This is a genomic window from Pseudomonas sp. NPDC078416 (assembly GCF_050268485.1).
Taxonomy (GTDB): domain Bacteria; phylum Pseudomonadota; class Gammaproteobacteria; order Pseudomonadales; family Pseudomonadaceae; genus Aquipseudomonas.
Map to the genome: position 1 here is coordinate 488,634 of NZ_JBNNGV010000001.1, position 16,762 is coordinate 505,395.

General features: G+C 61.3%; 10 protein-coding genes. 7 read left to right on the forward strand and 3 right to left on the reverse strand.

Annotated features, from left to right (window positions below; all coding sequences use genetic code 11):
* Positions 1-81: 81 nt before the first annotated feature.
* From ACQKEN_RS02205 to aceE, 3 genes are all read right to left on the reverse strand, one after another.
* On the reverse strand, positions 82-2,775 hold the full coding sequence (locus tag ACQKEN_RS02205; protein ID WP_427683338.1) for a putative bifunctional diguanylate cyclase/phosphodiesterase: 2,694 nt from the start codon (positions 2,773-2,775) through the stop codon (positions 82-84).
* A 369-nt stretch (positions 2,776-3,144) separates the two neighbouring features.
* Positions 3,145-4,803: a dihydrolipoyllysine-residue acetyltransferase gene (gene aceF, locus ACQKEN_RS02210; protein ID WP_427683339.1), complete on the reverse strand. Its 1,659-nt coding sequence runs from the start codon at positions 4,801-4,803 to the stop codon at positions 3,145-3,147.
* Between the two features lie 146 nt (positions 4,804-4,949).
* Entirely contained in the window at positions 4,950-7,595 is a 2,646-nt protein-coding gene (gene aceE / locus ACQKEN_RS02215) for a pyruvate dehydrogenase (acetyl-transferring), homodimeric type (protein ID WP_108119093.1), read from the reverse strand.
* 384 nt (positions 7,596-7,979) lie between these two features.
* On the opposite strand from aceE, the gene glnE reads away from it, so the two are divergent.
* The 7 genes from glnE (at position 7,980) to ACQKEN_RS02250 (ending at position 16,692) form a co-directional block, all read left to right on the forward strand.
* On the forward strand, positions 7,980-10,931 hold the full coding sequence (gene glnE / locus ACQKEN_RS02220; protein WP_427683342.1) for a bifunctional [glutamate--ammonia ligase]-adenylyl-L-tyrosine phosphorylase/[glutamate--ammonia-ligase] adenylyltransferase: 2,952 nt from the start codon (positions 7,980-7,982) through the stop codon (positions 10,929-10,931).
* A gap of 247 nt (positions 10,932-11,178) precedes the next feature.
* Positions 11,179-12,213: a lipopolysaccharide heptosyltransferase II gene (gene waaF / locus ACQKEN_RS02225; RefSeq protein ID WP_427683343.1), complete on the forward strand. Its 1,035-nt coding sequence runs from the start codon at positions 11,179-11,181 to the stop codon at positions 12,211-12,213.
* Between the two features lies 1 nt (position 12,214).
* On the forward strand, positions 12,215-13,279 hold the full coding sequence (gene waaC, locus ACQKEN_RS02230; protein ID WP_427683344.1) for a lipopolysaccharide heptosyltransferase I: 1,065 nt from the start codon (positions 12,215-12,217) through the stop codon (positions 13,277-13,279).
* The gene (locus ACQKEN_RS02235; RefSeq protein ID WP_427683345.1) at positions 13,279-14,403 is read left to right on the forward strand and encodes a glycosyltransferase family 4 protein; all 1,125 of its coding nucleotides are present in this window, start codon (positions 13,279-13,281) and stop codon (positions 14,401-14,403) included. The genes waaC and ACQKEN_RS02235 overlap by 1 nt, the downstream gene beginning before the upstream one ends.
* Positions 14,400-15,206, forward strand: a complete 807-nt coding sequence (gene rfaP / locus ACQKEN_RS02240) for a lipopolysaccharide core heptose(I) kinase RfaP (RefSeq protein ID WP_074892189.1) — start codon at positions 14,400-14,402, stop codon at positions 15,204-15,206. Before ACQKEN_RS02235 ends, rfaP begins: the two co-directional genes overlap by 4 nt.
* The gene (locus ACQKEN_RS02245) at positions 15,206-15,940 is read left to right on the forward strand and encodes a lipopolysaccharide kinase InaA family protein (RefSeq protein WP_427683348.1); all 735 of its coding nucleotides are present in this window, start codon (positions 15,206-15,208) and stop codon (positions 15,938-15,940) included. Before rfaP ends, ACQKEN_RS02245 begins: the two co-directional genes overlap by 1 nt.
* Complete coding sequence (locus ACQKEN_RS02250; RefSeq protein ID WP_427683350.1) at positions 15,937-16,692, forward strand: lipopolysaccharide kinase InaA family protein; 756 nt, start codon at positions 15,937-15,939, stop codon at positions 16,690-16,692. Before ACQKEN_RS02245 ends, ACQKEN_RS02250 begins: the two co-directional genes overlap by 4 nt.
* Positions 16,693-16,762 lie beyond the last annotated feature (70 nt).

The window sequence follows — 16,762 nt, forward strand, 5'->3', positions numbered from 1 at the left end:
ACCGTATATGGGGTCAGAATCGGCTGATGCAAATGCAGGGCGGCAAGTGTGCCGCACTGATGTGATGCGGGGAAGGGGGGCTCAGGCCAGCGGGCCACGCGGGTAGCGACGCAATTTCTCGATCAGCTCTTCGCCCGGAATCGGCTTGTCGAACAGATAGCCCTGACCGACATCGCAGCGGTGGCGACGCAGGAAGGCCAGCTGTGCCGCCGTCTCGATGCCTTCGGCGACTACGGTCAGCTTGAGGTTGTGGGCCATGGCGATGACCGCCGAGGTGATTTCCATGTCGTCCTGATCATCCGGAATGTCCCGAATGAAGCTGCGGTCGATCTTGATCACGTCGATGGGGAATTTCTTCAGGTAACTGAACGACGAATAGCCCGTGCCGAAGTCATCCATCGCCAGGGTCAGGCCGAGGGTCTTCAGCGACTCGAGTTGCAGTCGCGTGTCCTCGGTCGCCTCCAGCAGCAGGCCTTCAGTCAATTCCAGCTCCAGCAGCGACGGGTCGAGCTGTTCGTCACGCAGAATGCCGGCCAGCGACGAGACCAGCTCCGGATCGGAAAACTGCTTCGGCGACACGTTGATGGCCACATGCAATTTGCCGTATCCGGCAGCGGTCAGTTGTTTGCTCATGCGGCAGGACTGGCGCGCGACCCATTTGCCGATCGGGATGATCAGGCCGGTCTCTTCGGCGACGCTGATGAACTGGTCCGGGCGGATCATGCCTTTCTCCGGATGATTCCAGCGCAGCAACGCTTCCATGCCCAGCAAACGGCCACTGCGCAGGCACAGTTTCGGCTGGTAGAAGACTTCAAGTTCGTTCTGCGTCAGGGCGCGGCGCAGGTTGTTCTCGACGAACAGCTTGTAGCTCGCCTCGGCGTTCAGCGCTTCGGTGAACACCTGCACTTGATGCTTGCCGTTGGCTTTGGCCTTGTGCAGCGCCAGGCCTGCGTTTTTCATCAGCGTCTGCGGATCGCGGCCATGGATCGGCGCGCAGGCCAGCCCCACCGAGCCGGTGACGCTGATCAACTGATTGTCGACGAACATGGGCTTGTCCAGCGTGCTCAATACCTGGCTGGCCACCCGTTGGCCTTCCTCGGGACTGGTGTCGTCGAGCAGTACAGCGAATTCGTTACTGGCAAAGCGCGCCAGAATACCGGTCGGGCTCAGGCTATTGCGCAGGCGGCGGGCGAGGCTGATCAGCAGTTTGTCGCCGGTCTGGTGACCGAGGCTGTCGTTGATGCGCTTGAAGTTGTCGATGTCCACCAGCAAAAGACTGATCGGCGTCGCGACGTCGCGGGCAAAGTGCTCGTCCAGGGTTCGGATGAACGCCGGGCGGTTGCCCAGACTGGTCAGATTGTCGGTGTACGCCAGGCGCTCGATCCGCTGCTGGGAGAGCTTGGCTTGGGTGATGTCTTCGTAGATGCCGATGTAATGGGTCAGCTCGCGGTTGTCGCCGTAGACCTTGGAAATCGACAGCTGGCCCCAGTACGGTTCCAGGTTTTTGCGTCGGCTCTTGAACTCGCCCTGCCAACTGTTTCCGCTGACCAGGCTCGAATTCGCGTCGAGCAGCAATGCGCTGAGATTTTCCAGCGCCGGCAGCTCAGAAAGGCGATGCCCATGAACCTCATCGGCCGGGTACTGCGTGATCTCGGTGAAGCTCGGGTTGACGTACTCGACCACGCCGTCGCGATTGACCAGCAAAAACGCATTGGCGCTCTGCTCCACCGCACGCTGAAACAGGTGCAGGGCGCTGGTGGCGGTGCGGCGGTTGTGGTTGTTGATGGCATGGGCAAACTGATCTGCCAGCTCACCGGCAAAGGCAATCTCATCGGACTGCCATTCCCGTGGCGTCCCGGTCTGCTCCAGGCACAGCACGCCGACGACCTGGCCATCAATGCGCACGGCGGCGTCGAGAATGGCGGTGATGTCCTGGGTGCGCAGTCGCTGAACCAGCTCGCGGGTACGCGGATCCTGCTCGACATCGTTGACGTCGATGGCGCGGCTGGTGTGCAGCACGTCCAGGTAGCTGGGGAATTCGCTGATATCGATCGCGTCGGTCTTGGGGAACGTGCTGGTATCGCGGCGATACTCGGCAATCGGCTCAAGGGTCTTGCCGTTGAGGTTCCACAAGCTGGCGCAGGAAATGTTGTAGATCTCGCAGGCGCTTTTGGTGATCAGCTCAGCGGCTTCCTGCAGCGAATTGTTCGAACTGTAGCGATGGCGCGCCAGGCGCAGAATCAGGCTTTGCTGCCCGCGGACCCGCTCCAGGTGCAGCAACTGTTCGTGCTGGGCCCGTTGATTGAGCTCCAGCGCTATCTGCAGACGCGAGTTCTGTACTTCCAGATCGGGGCTGATGATCAGTTCGCCGGGTTCGACCTGCTCACCGACTACCATCAGGTAGCCGCGCAGCAGGTGCCGATTGTGTTGCTTGTACCCTTCACCGATCTCCACCAGACCCAACGGGCCGCGCGTCGTGTGCAGGGTGTAGCGAATCAGGTAATGAGTGCCGCCCGCCAGTTGCATCTGCACGGCGTCGTGCAGTTGATAGCGCGCTTCGGGCTCCATGAGGCTGGCGTAAGGCGTACCCACCAGCGCGCAGAGTTCGACGGCGGGCATGCTGAATTGTTTTTCGCAATTCGGATCCAGATAGAGCATGGCCCAGCTGGGTTCATTCAGCCGCTCGAAACGCAGCATGCCGAGCCGCGAGGGCACCGGTAATTGCGTCACGACCTCGGCCGCCGGTCTACCGGCAGCATCAGGTTGGCTTTTCATGAAGGAACTCGCTTTCAGGGTGCTGTCGCGCACGGGCAAGGAGCCCGTCTTTAAGTCGCGTGCCGCAAGGTTGCATCATGGCGAACGGGCTGACAAGTCAGCGCGATGGCTTAGTGCTATAAATCTGTCGGCAGACGGTTGATTTACTGGAGGTAATTGGTCGGATTGTCGGGGTGAGGGTCGAGCGGCTGGTGTTTGTGCATGATCAGTTATCGGCAGCGCTACCGAATACTGTAGGGCCTTTGTAGCCGCTGATGAGTCACCTTTAAAAAAGGCAAAAAAAGCCCCGCCAGTGAGCGGGGTTGAGGTACGAGCGTGGCAGCTCGAGAAAGCGAAGGCCCGTTTCGCGTGAAACGGGCCTTGTAAGGCTTACAGCAGAATCGTGCGGATGTCCGCCAGCAATTCGCTCAGACGCTTGGTGAAGCGTGCAGCTGCGGCGCCGTTGATCACGCGGTGATCGTAGGACAGCGACAGCGGCAGCATCAGGCGTGGCTGGAAAGCCTTGCCGTCCCAGACCGGTTGCATGGTGGCCTTGGACACACCCAGGATCGCGACTTCCGGCGCGTTGACGATCGGCGTGAAGCCGGTCCCGCCAATGTGGCCCAGGCTGGAAATGGTGAAGCAGGCGCCTTGCATGTCGTTGGCCGACAGCTTTTTGGAGCGTGCTTTTTCCGCCAGCTCCGCCGCTTCGGCCGCCAGTTGCAGCAGGCTCTTCTGGTCGACGTTCTTGATCACCGGGACCAGCAGGCCTTCCGGCGTATCCACCGCGAAGCCGATGTTGAAGTACTTCTTGCGAATGATCGCTTTGCCGCTTGGCGCCAGCGAACTGTTGAAGTCCGGCAGTTCCTTGAGCAGATGCGCGCTCGCCTTGAGCAGCAGCGGCAGTACGGTCAGCTTCACACCGGCTTTTTCAGCCACGGCTTTCTGCGCGATACGGAAAGCTTCCAGGTCGGTGATGTCGGCCTGGTCGAATTGCGTGACGTGCGGAATGTTCAGCCAGCTGCGATGCAGACCGGTTGCGCCCAGTTGCATCAGACGCGTCATCGGCACTTCTTCGGTTTCGCCGAAACGGCTGAAATCGACTTCCGGAATCGGCGGGATGCCCATGCCGCCGGCAGCGCCGCCAGCAGCAGGCGCGTCCTTGGACTTGGTCATGATCGATTTGACGTACGCCTGCACGTCTTCTTTCAGCACGCGACCGTGGGGGCCGGTTGCCGAAACAGCGTTCAGCTCGACGCCAAACTCGCGCGCCAACTGACGAACAGCCGGGCCAGCGTGAACCTTGGCGCCATTGTTCGCAGGTGCAGCGGCAGGCGCGGGCGCGCTGTCAGCCTTCGCTGCCGGAGCAGCCGCGGCCGCTGGAGCCGCCGCTTCAGCCTTGGCCGGAGCCGGGGCAGCAGTCTGAGCAGGCGCAGCAGCAGGTGCAGCACCCGCCACTTTCAATTTCAGGATCAGATCGCCGGTGCCGACTTCGTCTTCGACCTTGACGCTGATGCTTTCGACAACGCCTGCGGCGGGAGACGGGATCTCCATCGAGGCTTTGTCGGATTCCAGGGTGATCAAGGATTGATCAGCTTCGATGCTGTCGCCCACTTTGACCATCAGCTCGATGATGCGAGCCTTGCCCGACGAACCAATGTCCGGAACGTGAATGTCCTGAACGGTATCGGAAGCAGCAGGTGCAGCCGCTGCGGCAGGCGCAGGTTCGGCTTCGGCTGGCTTCTCGGCAGGTTTTTCAGCGGCAGCGGCAGGCGCGGCAGCAGCAGGTGCAGCAGCAGGCTCGGCCGCCGCTTCGCCTTCCACTTCCAGCTCAAACAGCTCGTCGCCTTCTTTCAGGCGGTCGCCCAGCTTCACTTTCATCGCCTTGATGACACCGGCTTTAGGCGCAGGGATTTCCATGCTTGCCTTGTCCGACTCCAGCGTCAGCACGCTCTGGTCAGCTTCGATGCGATCACCGACCTTGACCATCAACTCAATGACTTCACCTTCACCGTTGCCGATGTCGGGTACGCGAATTAACTCACTCACAATGTCTCTCCTTAGGAGAACCTGTTCCTCGACTGCGCCGATTCATCTGCAACGAAACAGCCTGGATGCTCATTTACCGAAGTAAATTCCGCATCGGCGGCTGTTTCGCGCACATTTCAGCGCTCTATTCGATCGTTACGCAGACCTTAGCAGTCCAGCGGGTTGCGCTTTTCAGGATCGATGCCGAACTTGGCAATGGCTTCCGCCACGACTTTAGGTTCGATATCGCCGCGATCGGCCAAGGCTTCCAGGGCGGCCAGCACCACGAAGTGACGGTCAACTTCGAAGAAGTTGCGCAGCTTCTTGCGGCTGTCGCTACGGCCGAAACCGTCGGTGCCCAGCACTTTGTATTCCTTGGTCGGAACCCACTGACGGATCTGGTCAGCGAACAGTTTCATGTAGTCGGTCGAAGCGATCACCGGACCTTTACGGCCGTTGAGGCATTCTTCAACGTAGCTCAACTGTGGCTTCTGACCCGGCTTCAGACGGTTGCTGCGCTCTACGGCCAGGCCGTCGCGACGCAATTCGTTGAAGCTGGTGACGCTCCAGACGTCCGCGCCAATGTTGAACTGCTCGCGCAGGATCTTCGCCGCCTCGCGTACTTCACGCAGGATGGTGCCCGAACCCAGCAGCTGCACGTGATGCGCGGCTTCCTTGGTGTCTTCTTCCAGCAGGTACATGCCCTTGATGATGCCTTCCTCGGAACCGGCCGGCATGGCAGGTTGCGTGTAGGACTCGTTCATCACGGTCAGGTAGTAGAAGACGTCCTGTTGTTCTTCGAACATCTTCTTCATGCCGTCCTGAATGATCACCGCCAGCTCGTAGCCGTACGTTGGATCGAAGGTGCGGCAGTTCGGGATGGTCGAGGCCAGGATGTGGCTGTGACCGTCTTCGTGCTGCAGACCTTCACCGTTCAGGGTGGTACGACCCGCGGTGCCGCCGATCAGGAAGCCACGGGTGCGGCTGTCGCCTGCGGCCCATGCCAAGTCGCCGATACGCTGGAAACCGAACATCGAGTAGAAGATGTAGAACGGAATCATCGGCTGGTTGTGGCTGCTGTACGAAGTACCCGCCGCGATGAACGACGACATCGCACCGGCTTCGTTGATGCCTTCCTCGAGGATCTGACCTTTCTTGTCCTCGCGGTAGAACATCACTTGTTCTTTGTCGACCGGCTCGTACAGTTGGCCTACGGACGAGTAGATGCCCAGCTGGCGGAACATGCCTTCCATACCGAAAGTACGGGCTTCGTCCGGGATGATCGGAACGATGCGCTGACCCACTTCCTTGTCCTTGACCAGTTGGGTCAGGATGCGGACGAAGGCCATGGTGGTGGAAATTTCGCGGTCGCCTGAGCCGTCAAGGATCGCCTTGAGGGTTTCCAGTGGCGGAGTCGGCAGGCTGAAGCTCTGTGCGCGACGCTGTGGCACGAAGCCGCCCAGTGCAGCACGGCGCTCGGCCAGGTAACGCGCTTCGGCGCTGCCTTCTTCAGGCTTGAAGAACGGCAGGGCTTCGAGCTGATCGTCTTTGATCGGGATGTCGAAACGGTCACGGAAGTGACGCAGGCTGTCGACGTCGACCTTCTTGGTGTTGTGCGCAGTGTTTTTCGCTTCACCGGCACCGGTGCCATAACCCTTGATGGTCTTGGCCAGAACAACAGTCGGCTGACCCTTGTGGTTCACCGCTGCGTGGTAAGCCGCATAGACCTTGTACGGGTCGTGGCCGCCACGGTTGAGTTTCCAGATTTCGTCGTCGGACATATCCGCAACCATCGCCTTGAGTTCTGGCGAGTTGAAGAAGTGTTCGCGCACGAAAGCGCCGTCTTTGGCTTTGTAGTTCTGGTATTCGCCGTCGATGACTTCGTCCATGCGGCGTTGCAGGATGCCGTCGACGTCCTTGGCCAGCAGTGGGTCCCAGAAACGGCCCCAGATGACTTTGGTCACGTTCCACTGAGCACCGCGGAACACGCCTTCCAGTTCCTGGATGATCTTGGCGTTGCCGCGAACCGGACCGTCCAGACGCTGCAGGTTGCAGTTCACGACGAAGATCAGGTTGTCGAGCTTCTCGCGACCGGCCAGGGCAATGGCGCCCAGGGATTCCGGCTCGTCGGTCTCGCCGTCGCCCAGGAAGCACCAGACTTTCTGCTTGCCTTCAGGGATGTAGCCGCGGTGCTCCAGGTACTTCATGAAGCGCGCCTGGTAGATCGCCTGAATAGGACCCAGACCCATGGAAACGGTCGGGAACTGCCAGAAGTCTTTCATCAGCCACGGGTGCGGATAGGACGACAGACCGTTGCCATCGACTTCCTGACGGAAGTTGTTCATCTGGTCTTCGGTGATGCGGCCTTCCATGAACGCACGGGCGTAGACGCCTGGCGATGCGTGACCCTGGAAGTAGATGAGGTCGCCGCCGTGTTCGTCGGTCGGGGCCTGGAAGAAGTAGTTGAAGCCGATGTCGTACAGGGTCGCACTGGAAGCGAAGCTGGAGATGTGGCCGCCCAGATCCGGGTCGCCGATGTTGGTCTTGACCACCATCGCCAAAGCGTTCCAACGTACCAGCGAGCGAATGCGGCGTTCCATGAACAGGTCGCCGGGCATGCGTGCTTCGTGGGTAACGGGGATGGTGTTGCGATAAGGCGTGGTGATGGCGTAAGGCAGTTGCGAACCACTTCGTGTGGCCAGCTCACCCATGCGGGTCATCAGGTAATGAGCACGGTCTTCGCCTTCTTTGTCGAGAACCGATTCCAGGGCGTCCAGCCATTCCTGGGTTTCGACGGGATCGAGGTCTTGCATGGCTTGCTCCAGGGCGGAAAGGCTTCCAGAATCGGTTGCCTGAGTTTGTTACGACTGGCCTTGTGGGCAGACGATGTAAATTCTTGGATGGCCGGATCGGTTCCCGGCGTTGTGTAGTTTTACTACAAATCTCGGGCTAATTCAGCTTTTTGACTTGTATATACAGTAGTAAAACTACAGCGGAGCGCTGTTTTCGCTCGTGGTGCAGTGTCCGGTAAAGCAGTGTTGTCGGTGCAAAAATCTGACGAGTCGCCTGATAGATCATGCTGGCAGCCAAGAATCGCTAGCCATCAGCAATTTTTAACCTTTGTTCGACAGTCCGTCCGGTGCGTGTGTACAACCGACGGGGTGGACTGGCATTTGAACGCCGATCAAGGATAGACCATGAGCCTTCCCCTGCTGGCCGAGCTGCCGGCTGTCCTTCTGCCGTTGCTCACTCGCGCCCGCCAATCCTGGCGCACCGCGCTCGATTCCCTGACAGATGAAGCCAGGCGCCCATTCCAGACTTGGCCCGAGTCGCGGCTGCAGGCGTTTGATCGCGTCTGTGCGGCCAGCGATTTTGTCGCCGATCAGGTTTCGCGCGATCCGCTGATGCTGCTCGACCTCGCTGAATCCGGTGAGCTGGAGCGCAGTTTTGCGCCCGGCGAGCTGCTTGGGCACATCGCCAATGCAGTCATTCAGGCTGCCAGCGAGGATGAACTGGGGCGTAATCTACGTCGTCAACGCACGCGCCAGCAAGTGCGAATTATCTGGCGGGATCTGACCCGGCAGGCCGATCTGGTGGAAACATGCCGCGATCTCTCGGACATGGCAGATGGCTGCATCGATCTGGCTTACAAGTGGCTGTACGAGCGGCATTGCCAGCAATTCGGCACGCCGACCGGCCGTCGGACCGGCGAGGCGCAGCAGATGGTGATCCTCGGCATGGGCAAGCTGGGCGCCGTCGAGCTGAACCTGTCGTCCGACATCGATCTTATTTTTGCGTATCCCGAAGGCGGCGAAACCCAGGGCGTGAAGCGCCCCCTGGACAACCAGGAATTTTTCATCCGACTGGGTCAGCGATTGATCAAGGCGCTGGACCCGGTCACCGTCGATGGCTTCGTCTTTCGCGTCGACATGCGTCTGCGCCCGTATGGGTCTTCCGGGGCGTTGGTGCTCAGCTTCAACGCGCTGGAGCAGTATTACCAGGACCAGGGCCGCGACTGGGAACGCTACGCCATGATCAAGGCGCGGGTGGTCGGCGGCGATCAGGAGAAGGGCAGCGAATTGCTCGACATGCTGCGGCCGTTTGTCTATCGCCGCTATCTGGACTTCTCCGCCATCGAAGCGCTGCGCACCATGAAGCAGCTGATCCAGCAGGAAGTCCGGCGCAAGGGCATGGCCGAAAACATCAAGCTGGGGTCCGGCGGCATTCGTGAAGTGGAGTTCATCGCCCAGGCGTTCCAGCTGATTCACGGCGGTCGCGACCTGAGCCTGCAACAACGGCCGCTGCTCAAGGTGCTGAAAACCCTTGAAGGCCAGGGCTATCTGCCCGCTGCCGTCATTGATGAACTGCGTGAGGGCTATCAGTTTCTGCGCTACACCGAGCACGCCATTCAGGCGATCGCTGATCGGCAAACCCAAATGCTCCCCGACGACCCGCAGGATCAGGCGCGCATCGCCTTCATGATGGGTTTTGCCGATTGGACGAGCTTCCATGAGCAGCTAATGTACTGGCGCGGGCGCGTCGCGTGGCACTTTCGTCAGGTCATCGCCGACCCGGATGAGGAAGAAGGCCAAGAGGACCACGGCGAAGAAATCGTCGGTGGCGAGTGGCTGCCGCTGTGGGAAGAATCGCAAAACGAAGAAAGCGCCTGCCTCCAGTTGCAGGAGGGCGGATTCGCTGACGCGCAAAAAGCGCTGAAAAATCTGAGCAACCTGCGCAACAGTTCGCAGTTGCGTTCGATGCAGCGTCTGGGGCGCGAACGGCTCGATGCCTTTATTCCGCGCCTGCTCGCCCAAGCGGTTGAGCACGACAATCCCGATCTGGTGCTGGAGCGGGTGCTGCCACTGGTGGAAGCAGTGGCGCGGCGCTCGGCGTACCTGGTTTTGCTCACCGAGAACCCCGGCGCGCTGCGTCGATTGTTGACCCTGTGCGCGGCCAGTCCGTGGATTGCCGAGCAGATCGCCCGTTTCCCTCTACTGCTCGATGAGCTGCTTAACGAAGGTCGCCTGTTCAGCCCGCCCCAGGCGCTAGAATTGGCCGCCGAGCTGCGAGAGCGTCTGACGCGTATTCCCGAAGACGACCTCGAACAGCAAATGGAAGCGCTACGGCATTTCAAACTGGCGCACCGTCTGCGGGTGGCTGCGTCGGAAATCACCGGCAGCCTGCCGCTGATGAAAGTCAGCGATTACCTGACCTGGCTGGCCGAAGCCATTCTCGAACAAGTGCTGGCGCTCGCCTGGCGCCACACTGTCGCCCGCCATGGTTCGCCACGCCGACCGGACGGGACGTTGTGCGACCCCGGCTTTGTCATCGTCGGCTACGGCAAGGTCGGCGGCATCGAGCTGGGGCACGGCTCGGATCTGGACCTGGTGTTCATTCACGATGGCGATCCCCAGGCTGAAACCGACGGCGCCAAACCGATCGATGGCGCGCAGTTTTTCACCCGGCTCGGTCAGCGGATCATCCATTTGATCACCATCCAGACCAACTCCGGCCAGTTGTACGAAGTCGACATGCGCCTTCGCCCGTCTGGCGCGGCGGGTTTGCTGGTGAGTTCGCTCGGGGCGTTTTCCCGCTATCAGGAGAACGAGGCCTGGACGTGGGAACATCAAGCCTTGGTGCGCGCGCGGGTGCTGGTGGGCAGCACCGATGTCGGCCGGCAGTTTGAGGCCGTGCGCGCGTCGGTGCTGGGGCGTGAGCGGGATCTGCCGAAGCTGCTTCAGGAGGTCAGCGAGATGCGCACCAAGATGCGCGACAACCTCGGCACCCGCACAACGGCGGCAGGCAAGGGGGCGAATGCGTTTGAACCGACGGCCCGGTTCGACCTCAAGCAGGACGCCGGAGGTATCGTCGATATTGAATTTATGGTGCAATACGCGGCCCTGGCGTGGTCCAGAGAGCATCCCTCGCTGCTTCGTTACACCGATAACATCCGTATTCTCGAAGGCCTTGAAGAGGCCGGTCTGATGGCCGCCGCTGATGCCGGTCTGCTGCGTGAGGCCTACAAGGCCTACCGCTCTGCCGCTCACCGACAGGCCTTGCAGAACGATCCGGGTGTTGTGGCCGGCGACCAGTTCGCCACCGAGCGGCGTGAAGTGATGCGGATCTGGGGGCAGTTGGGGCTGAGTTAATAAATGAAGGATTCTTCATTGAACTCGCTGGCCTCATCGCGGGCAAGCGCGCTCCCACAGTTGAGCGCGGTCTCCTGTAGGAGCGCGCTTGCCCGCGATGGCGTCAGAGGGTGCGCAACCGGATCCGGAGTTTGGTGGATCCCATCCGGTTCTATATAGCTATGACAGGGAGGCGTCAGGCGGCGTGTGCAAGCATCGCGCAGTCTGATGGGCCTCCCTGCTCGTTTCTGGTCGTTTTTGGATGAGCATGAGAATTCTGATCGTAGGGCCCAGCTGGGTCGGTGACATGGTGATGGCGCAGACGCTGTTTCAATGCCTGAAGCAGCGTCACCCGCAGTGCGAAATCGATGTGCTGGCGCCCGAATGGAGCCGGCCGATCCTTGAGCGCATGCCCGAAGTGCGCACGGCCTTGAGTTTCCCGCTCGGCCATGGCGCGCTGGAGCTGGCCACGCGCCGGCGCATCGGCAAATCCCTCAAGGGCCAGTACGATCAGGCGATTCTGCTGCCCAACTCGCTGAAGTCGGCGCTGGTGCCGTTCTTCGCCGGCATTCCCAAGCGCACCGGCTGGCGTGGCGAGTTTCGCTACGGCCTGCTCAACGACGTGCGTACCCTCGACAAACAGCGTTACCCGCTGATGATCGAGCGCTTCATGGCGCTGGCCTACGACAAAGGCGCCGAGCTGCCGCGCCCGTATCCCAAACCCAGCCTGCAAATTGAAACCTCGAGCCGCGACGCGGCGTTGACCAAATTCGGCCTGAGCCTTGATCGGCCGGTGCTCGCGCTGTGCCCGGGCGCCGAGTTCGGTGAATCCAAGCGCTGGCCTTCCGAGCACTACGCCAAGGTCGCCGAAGCGAAGATTCGTGAAGGCTGGCAGGTCTGGCTGTTCGGCTCGAAGAACGACCATGCCGTGGGCGAAAGCATTCGCGAGCGGCTGATTCCGGGCCTGCGCGAAGAATCCATGAACGTCAGCGGGGGCACTTCACTGGCTGAAGCCATTGACCTGCTGTCCTGTGCGGATGCCGTGGTCTCCAACGATTCCGGGCTGATGCACGTGGCCGCCGCGCTGAATCGCCCGCTGGTGGCAGTGTACGGCTCGACCTCGCCGGGCTTTACGCCACCGCTGGCCGATGAAGTCGAGATCGTACGCCTCGGCATCGAGTGCAGCCCGTGCTTCGAACGCACCTGCCGCTTCGGTCATTACAACTGCCTGCGCCTGCTGGAGCCGGATTCGGTGATCCAGGCCCTCGGCCGTATTGGCGCCGCCCCGGTCGAGGTCGCCTGACTTGCGGGTACTGCTGATCAAAACCTCGTCACTGGGTGACTTGATCCACACCTTGCCTGCGCTGACTGACGCCATGGGCGCTCTGCCGGGCATCCAGTTCGACTGGGTGGTGGAAGAGGGCTTTGCCGAGATTCCGACCTGGCACCCGGCGGTCGCCAACGTGATTCCGGTGGCGATCCGTCGCTGGCGCAAGAACCTCTGGCAGACCCTCAAAAATGGCGAATGGCGCCAGTTCAAACAGCGCCTGCGCGACACCCGCTACGATCTGGTGATCGACGCCCAGGGCCTGCTGAAAAGTGCCTGGTTGACCCGCTACGTGAAAGCGCCCATCGCCGGGCTGGACAAGACCTCTGCGCGGGAGCCCATGGCCGCTCGCTTCTACGATCGCCCCTTCGCCGTTGCCCGCGGCCAGCATGCGGTCGAGCGTTTGCGTCAGTTGTTCGGCCAGGCGCTGGGCTATCAGGTGCCTGCAGGACTGGGCGACTACGGCCTTGATCGTAGCCGTTTGCTCACCGCCACAAATGACGCGCCCTTCGTACTATTTCTGCACGGCACCACGTGGGACACCAAGCACTGGCCCGAACTGTATTGGCGCCAACTGGCCGAGCGCATGATCGGTCAGGGGCTTGAAGTGCGGCTGCCGTGGGGTAATCCGGCCGAGAAAGCGCGGGCCGAACGCATTGCCGATGGCCTTGATAATGCCGTCGTGTTGCCCAAACTCAATCTGGCAGGGGTCGCTCGCGTACTGGCGAGCGCCCAGGGTTGCGTCGCGGTGGACACCGGCCTCGGCCATCTGGCTGCAGCGCTGGACATCCCGACCCTGTCGCTGTTCGGCCCGACCAATCCGGGCCTGACCGGCGCCTACGGCCGGTCGCAGGTGCATCTGGCGGCGGAATACCCTGCCTGCGCGCCGTGCCTGCAAAAGAAATGCACCTACCGACCGACGCCTGAAGATCAGCGCCAGGTCGATACCGAACGCGAGTGGCCCATGTGCTTCACTCGCCTGAATCCCGAGCGGGTAGCGAGCCAGTTAGGCGCGCTATTGCTGGCAAAGGAACATCCCTGATGCAACTGGCCTTCGTGCTTTATAAATACTTCCCCTTCGGCGGCCTGCAGCGCGACTTCATGCGCATCGCCCTGGAGTGCCAGCAGCGCGGCCATCAAATCCGCGTCTACACGCTGATCTGGGAGGGTGACGTACCGCCCGGCTTCGAAGTTCTGGTGGCGCCGGTCAAGGCGATCTTCAATCACCGCCGCAACGAAAAGCTCACCGACTGGATGAATGCCGATCTGGCCAAGCGTCCCGTGGACCGGCTGATAGGCTTCAACAAGATGCCCGGCCTGGACGTGTATTACGCCGCCGACGGCTGTTACGAAGACAAGGCGCAGAACCTGCGCCACGGTCTGTACAAATACTGGGGTCGCTACCGTCACTTCGCCGACTACGAGCGGGCGGTGTTCGCCAAGGACGCGAAGACTGAAGTCCTGATGATTTCCGAAGTCCAGCAGCCGCTTTTTATCAAACACTACGACACGCCGCTTGCGCGCTTTCATCTGTTGCCGCCGGGGATCTCACAGGACCGCCGCGCGCCGCCGAATGCCGCCGAAATCCGTGCTGAATTCCGTCGCGAGTTCAAGCTGGCTGACGATGACCTGCTGCTCGTGCAGATTGGCTCCGGCTTCAAGACCAAGGGCGTTGATCGCAGCCTCAAGGCGCTGGCGGCGCTGCCTGCTGAACTGAAGAAACGCACGCGGCTGTTTGTAATCGGCCAGGACGACCCCAAAGTATTCCAGCTGCAAAGCACAACGCTGGGCCTGGGCGATCACGTCACGTTCATGAAAGGGCGCAGCGACATCCCGCGTTTTCTGTTGGGCGCCGACCTGTTGATTCATCCGGCGTACAACGAAAACACCGGCACCGTGCTGCTTGAAGCGCTGGTGGCAGGACTGCCGGTGCTGGTCAGCGCCGTGTGCGGGTACGCCCATTACATCGCCGAAGCCGACAGCGGTCTGGTGCTCGATGAGCCGTTCGAACAGAACCAGCTCAATCAATATCTGGCCCGCATCCTCAAGGACGACGCCGCGCGCAGCACCTGGAGCCGTAACGGGCTGACATTCGCCGACACGGCTGATCTTTACAGCATGCCGCAGCACGCTGCGGATGTGATTCTGGCGGAGCACCACGGATGAAACTGATCCTTGCTGAACCCTTCAAGAGCCTCTGGGCCGGGCGCGATGCGTTCGAGGCCGTCGAGGCGCTGGAAGGCCAGGTCTACCGCGAACTCGAGAACCGGCGCACGTTGCGGACTGAGGTCGACGGGCGCGGCTATTTCGTCAAGATCCATCGCGGCATCGGCTGGGGTGAAGTGGCGAAAAACCTGCTGACCGCCAAATTGCCGGTGCTCGGCGCGGGTCAAGAATGGGATGCGGTCAATCGTCTGCATGAGGTTGGCGTTCCGACCATGACCGCCGTGGCGTATGGCGAGCGCGGCAACAATCCGGCCATGCAGCATTCGTTCATCATCACCGAAGAGCTGGCGCCGACCGAGAGCCTGGAAGACGTCAGCCTCAACTGGCGCACCGAACCGCCCGAGCCACGCATGAAGCGCGCGTACATCGCCGAAGTGGCGCGGCTGGTCGGCATGATGCACCGCGCCGGAGTCAATCACCGCGACTGCTACATCTGCCATTTCTTGCTGCACACCGACACGCCTGTCACGCCCGATGATTTCAGGCTCTCGGTGATCGACCTGCACCGCGCCCAGACGCGCCCGGCGATCACCCAGCGCTGGCGCAACAAGGACCTGGCCGCGCTGTATTTCTCGGCGATGGACATTGGCCTGACCCGGCGCGACAAACTGCGCTTTCTCAAGGGCTATTTCCAGCAGCCGCTGCGGCAGATCCTGGCCCAGGAATCGGCGCTGTTGAGCTGGCTGGAAGGTAAGGCCGAGAAGCTCTATCAGCGCAAGCTGCGCTATGGGGACGCGCTCTGATGGCGGGCTGGAATCTGGAGCCTGGCTACGCCGCGCTGACGGACGACTTCGGCACCCTCGACGCCGTGTTCGCCCTCAAAGGCGAGCGCCTGACTCGGGATCCGCTGTCGGAAGTCATCCGCGTCGAGCGCGGTGGCGTGAATTACTACGTCAAGCGCTACGTCGCAGCGGGCAAGGGTTTGCGACGGTACCTGGGACGGCCACGGGTCAAGTCCGAATGGCAGAACCTCAAGCGCTTCGCCAAGTGGGGCATCCCGACGGCGGAAGTCGTCGCCTGGGGCCTTGAGCGCAACGGCGCTGCGTACGATCGCGGCGCACTGATCACCCGCGAACTGCCGCGCACCGAAGACCTGTCCGAACTGGCACGGGTCAACGACACGCGCCTGGACAGCCGCTCATGGGTCAATGGCGTCAGCCAGCAGGTCGCGCGCTACACCCGAACCATGCACGACCATCACTTCACCCATAACGATCTGAAGTGGCGCAACCTGCTGGTGGACGATCAGGCGACGGTGTTCCTGATCGACTGCCCCAACGGCGCGTTCTGGGTCAGCTTCATGCTGCGCTACCGCATCACCAAAGACCTCGCCTGCCTGGACAAGGTGGCTAAATATCACCTGTCGGCCACTCAGCGCCTGAGGTTCTATCTGCAATACCGTGGGCGCGAACGCTTGAATGATTCTGACAAAAAGCGCATCCGCCACATCGTCAGTTTTTTTGAGGGCCGCGAATGAGTGTTTTCATTGCTGACGCCGATCGGGGGCTGCTGGAGCGGCACGGTCTGGCGGACTTCGATGCGTTGTGGAACGTCGAACTCGACGCGGTGGATGAGCCCAACACCGGTCGCGGCGGTTGGAGCAGTGTGTTTCGCCTGGAGCTGGAAGGCTCCGGTTATTACCTCAAGCGCCAGAGCAACTACCTGACTTACACCCTGCATCACCCGTTTGGCGAGCCTTCGTTTTCCCGTGAATTTCGCAACATCAGCCTGTATCAGAAGCTGGGCATCCCGGCGCTGCATGCGGTGTTTTACGCAGACAGAAAAGTCGACGGCGAGCGCCGCGCGATTCTGATGACCCGCGCGTTGGATGGCTGGACCGATCTGGACACCCTGTTGCAGGACTGGCACGAGCGGCCGGCCGTCGAGCGTCTGGCGATTCTGCAGGCGTGCGGGCAATTGGCGCGCACGCTGCACAAGGCCGGTCAGGTGCATGGCTGTTTCTACCCCAAGCATATTTTCATGCGGGCGCGGGGCGGCGAGTATAGGGCGCAGCTGATCGACCTTGAGAAGACGCGCAAGTCGATCTTCGGCCAGCGCGACCGGGTCAAGGACATCGAGCCTTTGCTGCGTCGCGCGCCGGTCTGGAACGAAACGGAAATACGCGAGCTGCTCGCGGCTTACCTGCACGCCCCGACCGACAGCGGGCTGGTTGACGCCTGGTGGCAGCGCGTCGCCAAACGCGGCAGCCACAAGCGCCGGGATCGGTGATTTTTGGTTTTTGATGCACACGAGATTCACTGCCTGTCAGGTCTGCGATCTGGGTCTGGCTTGATCAAAG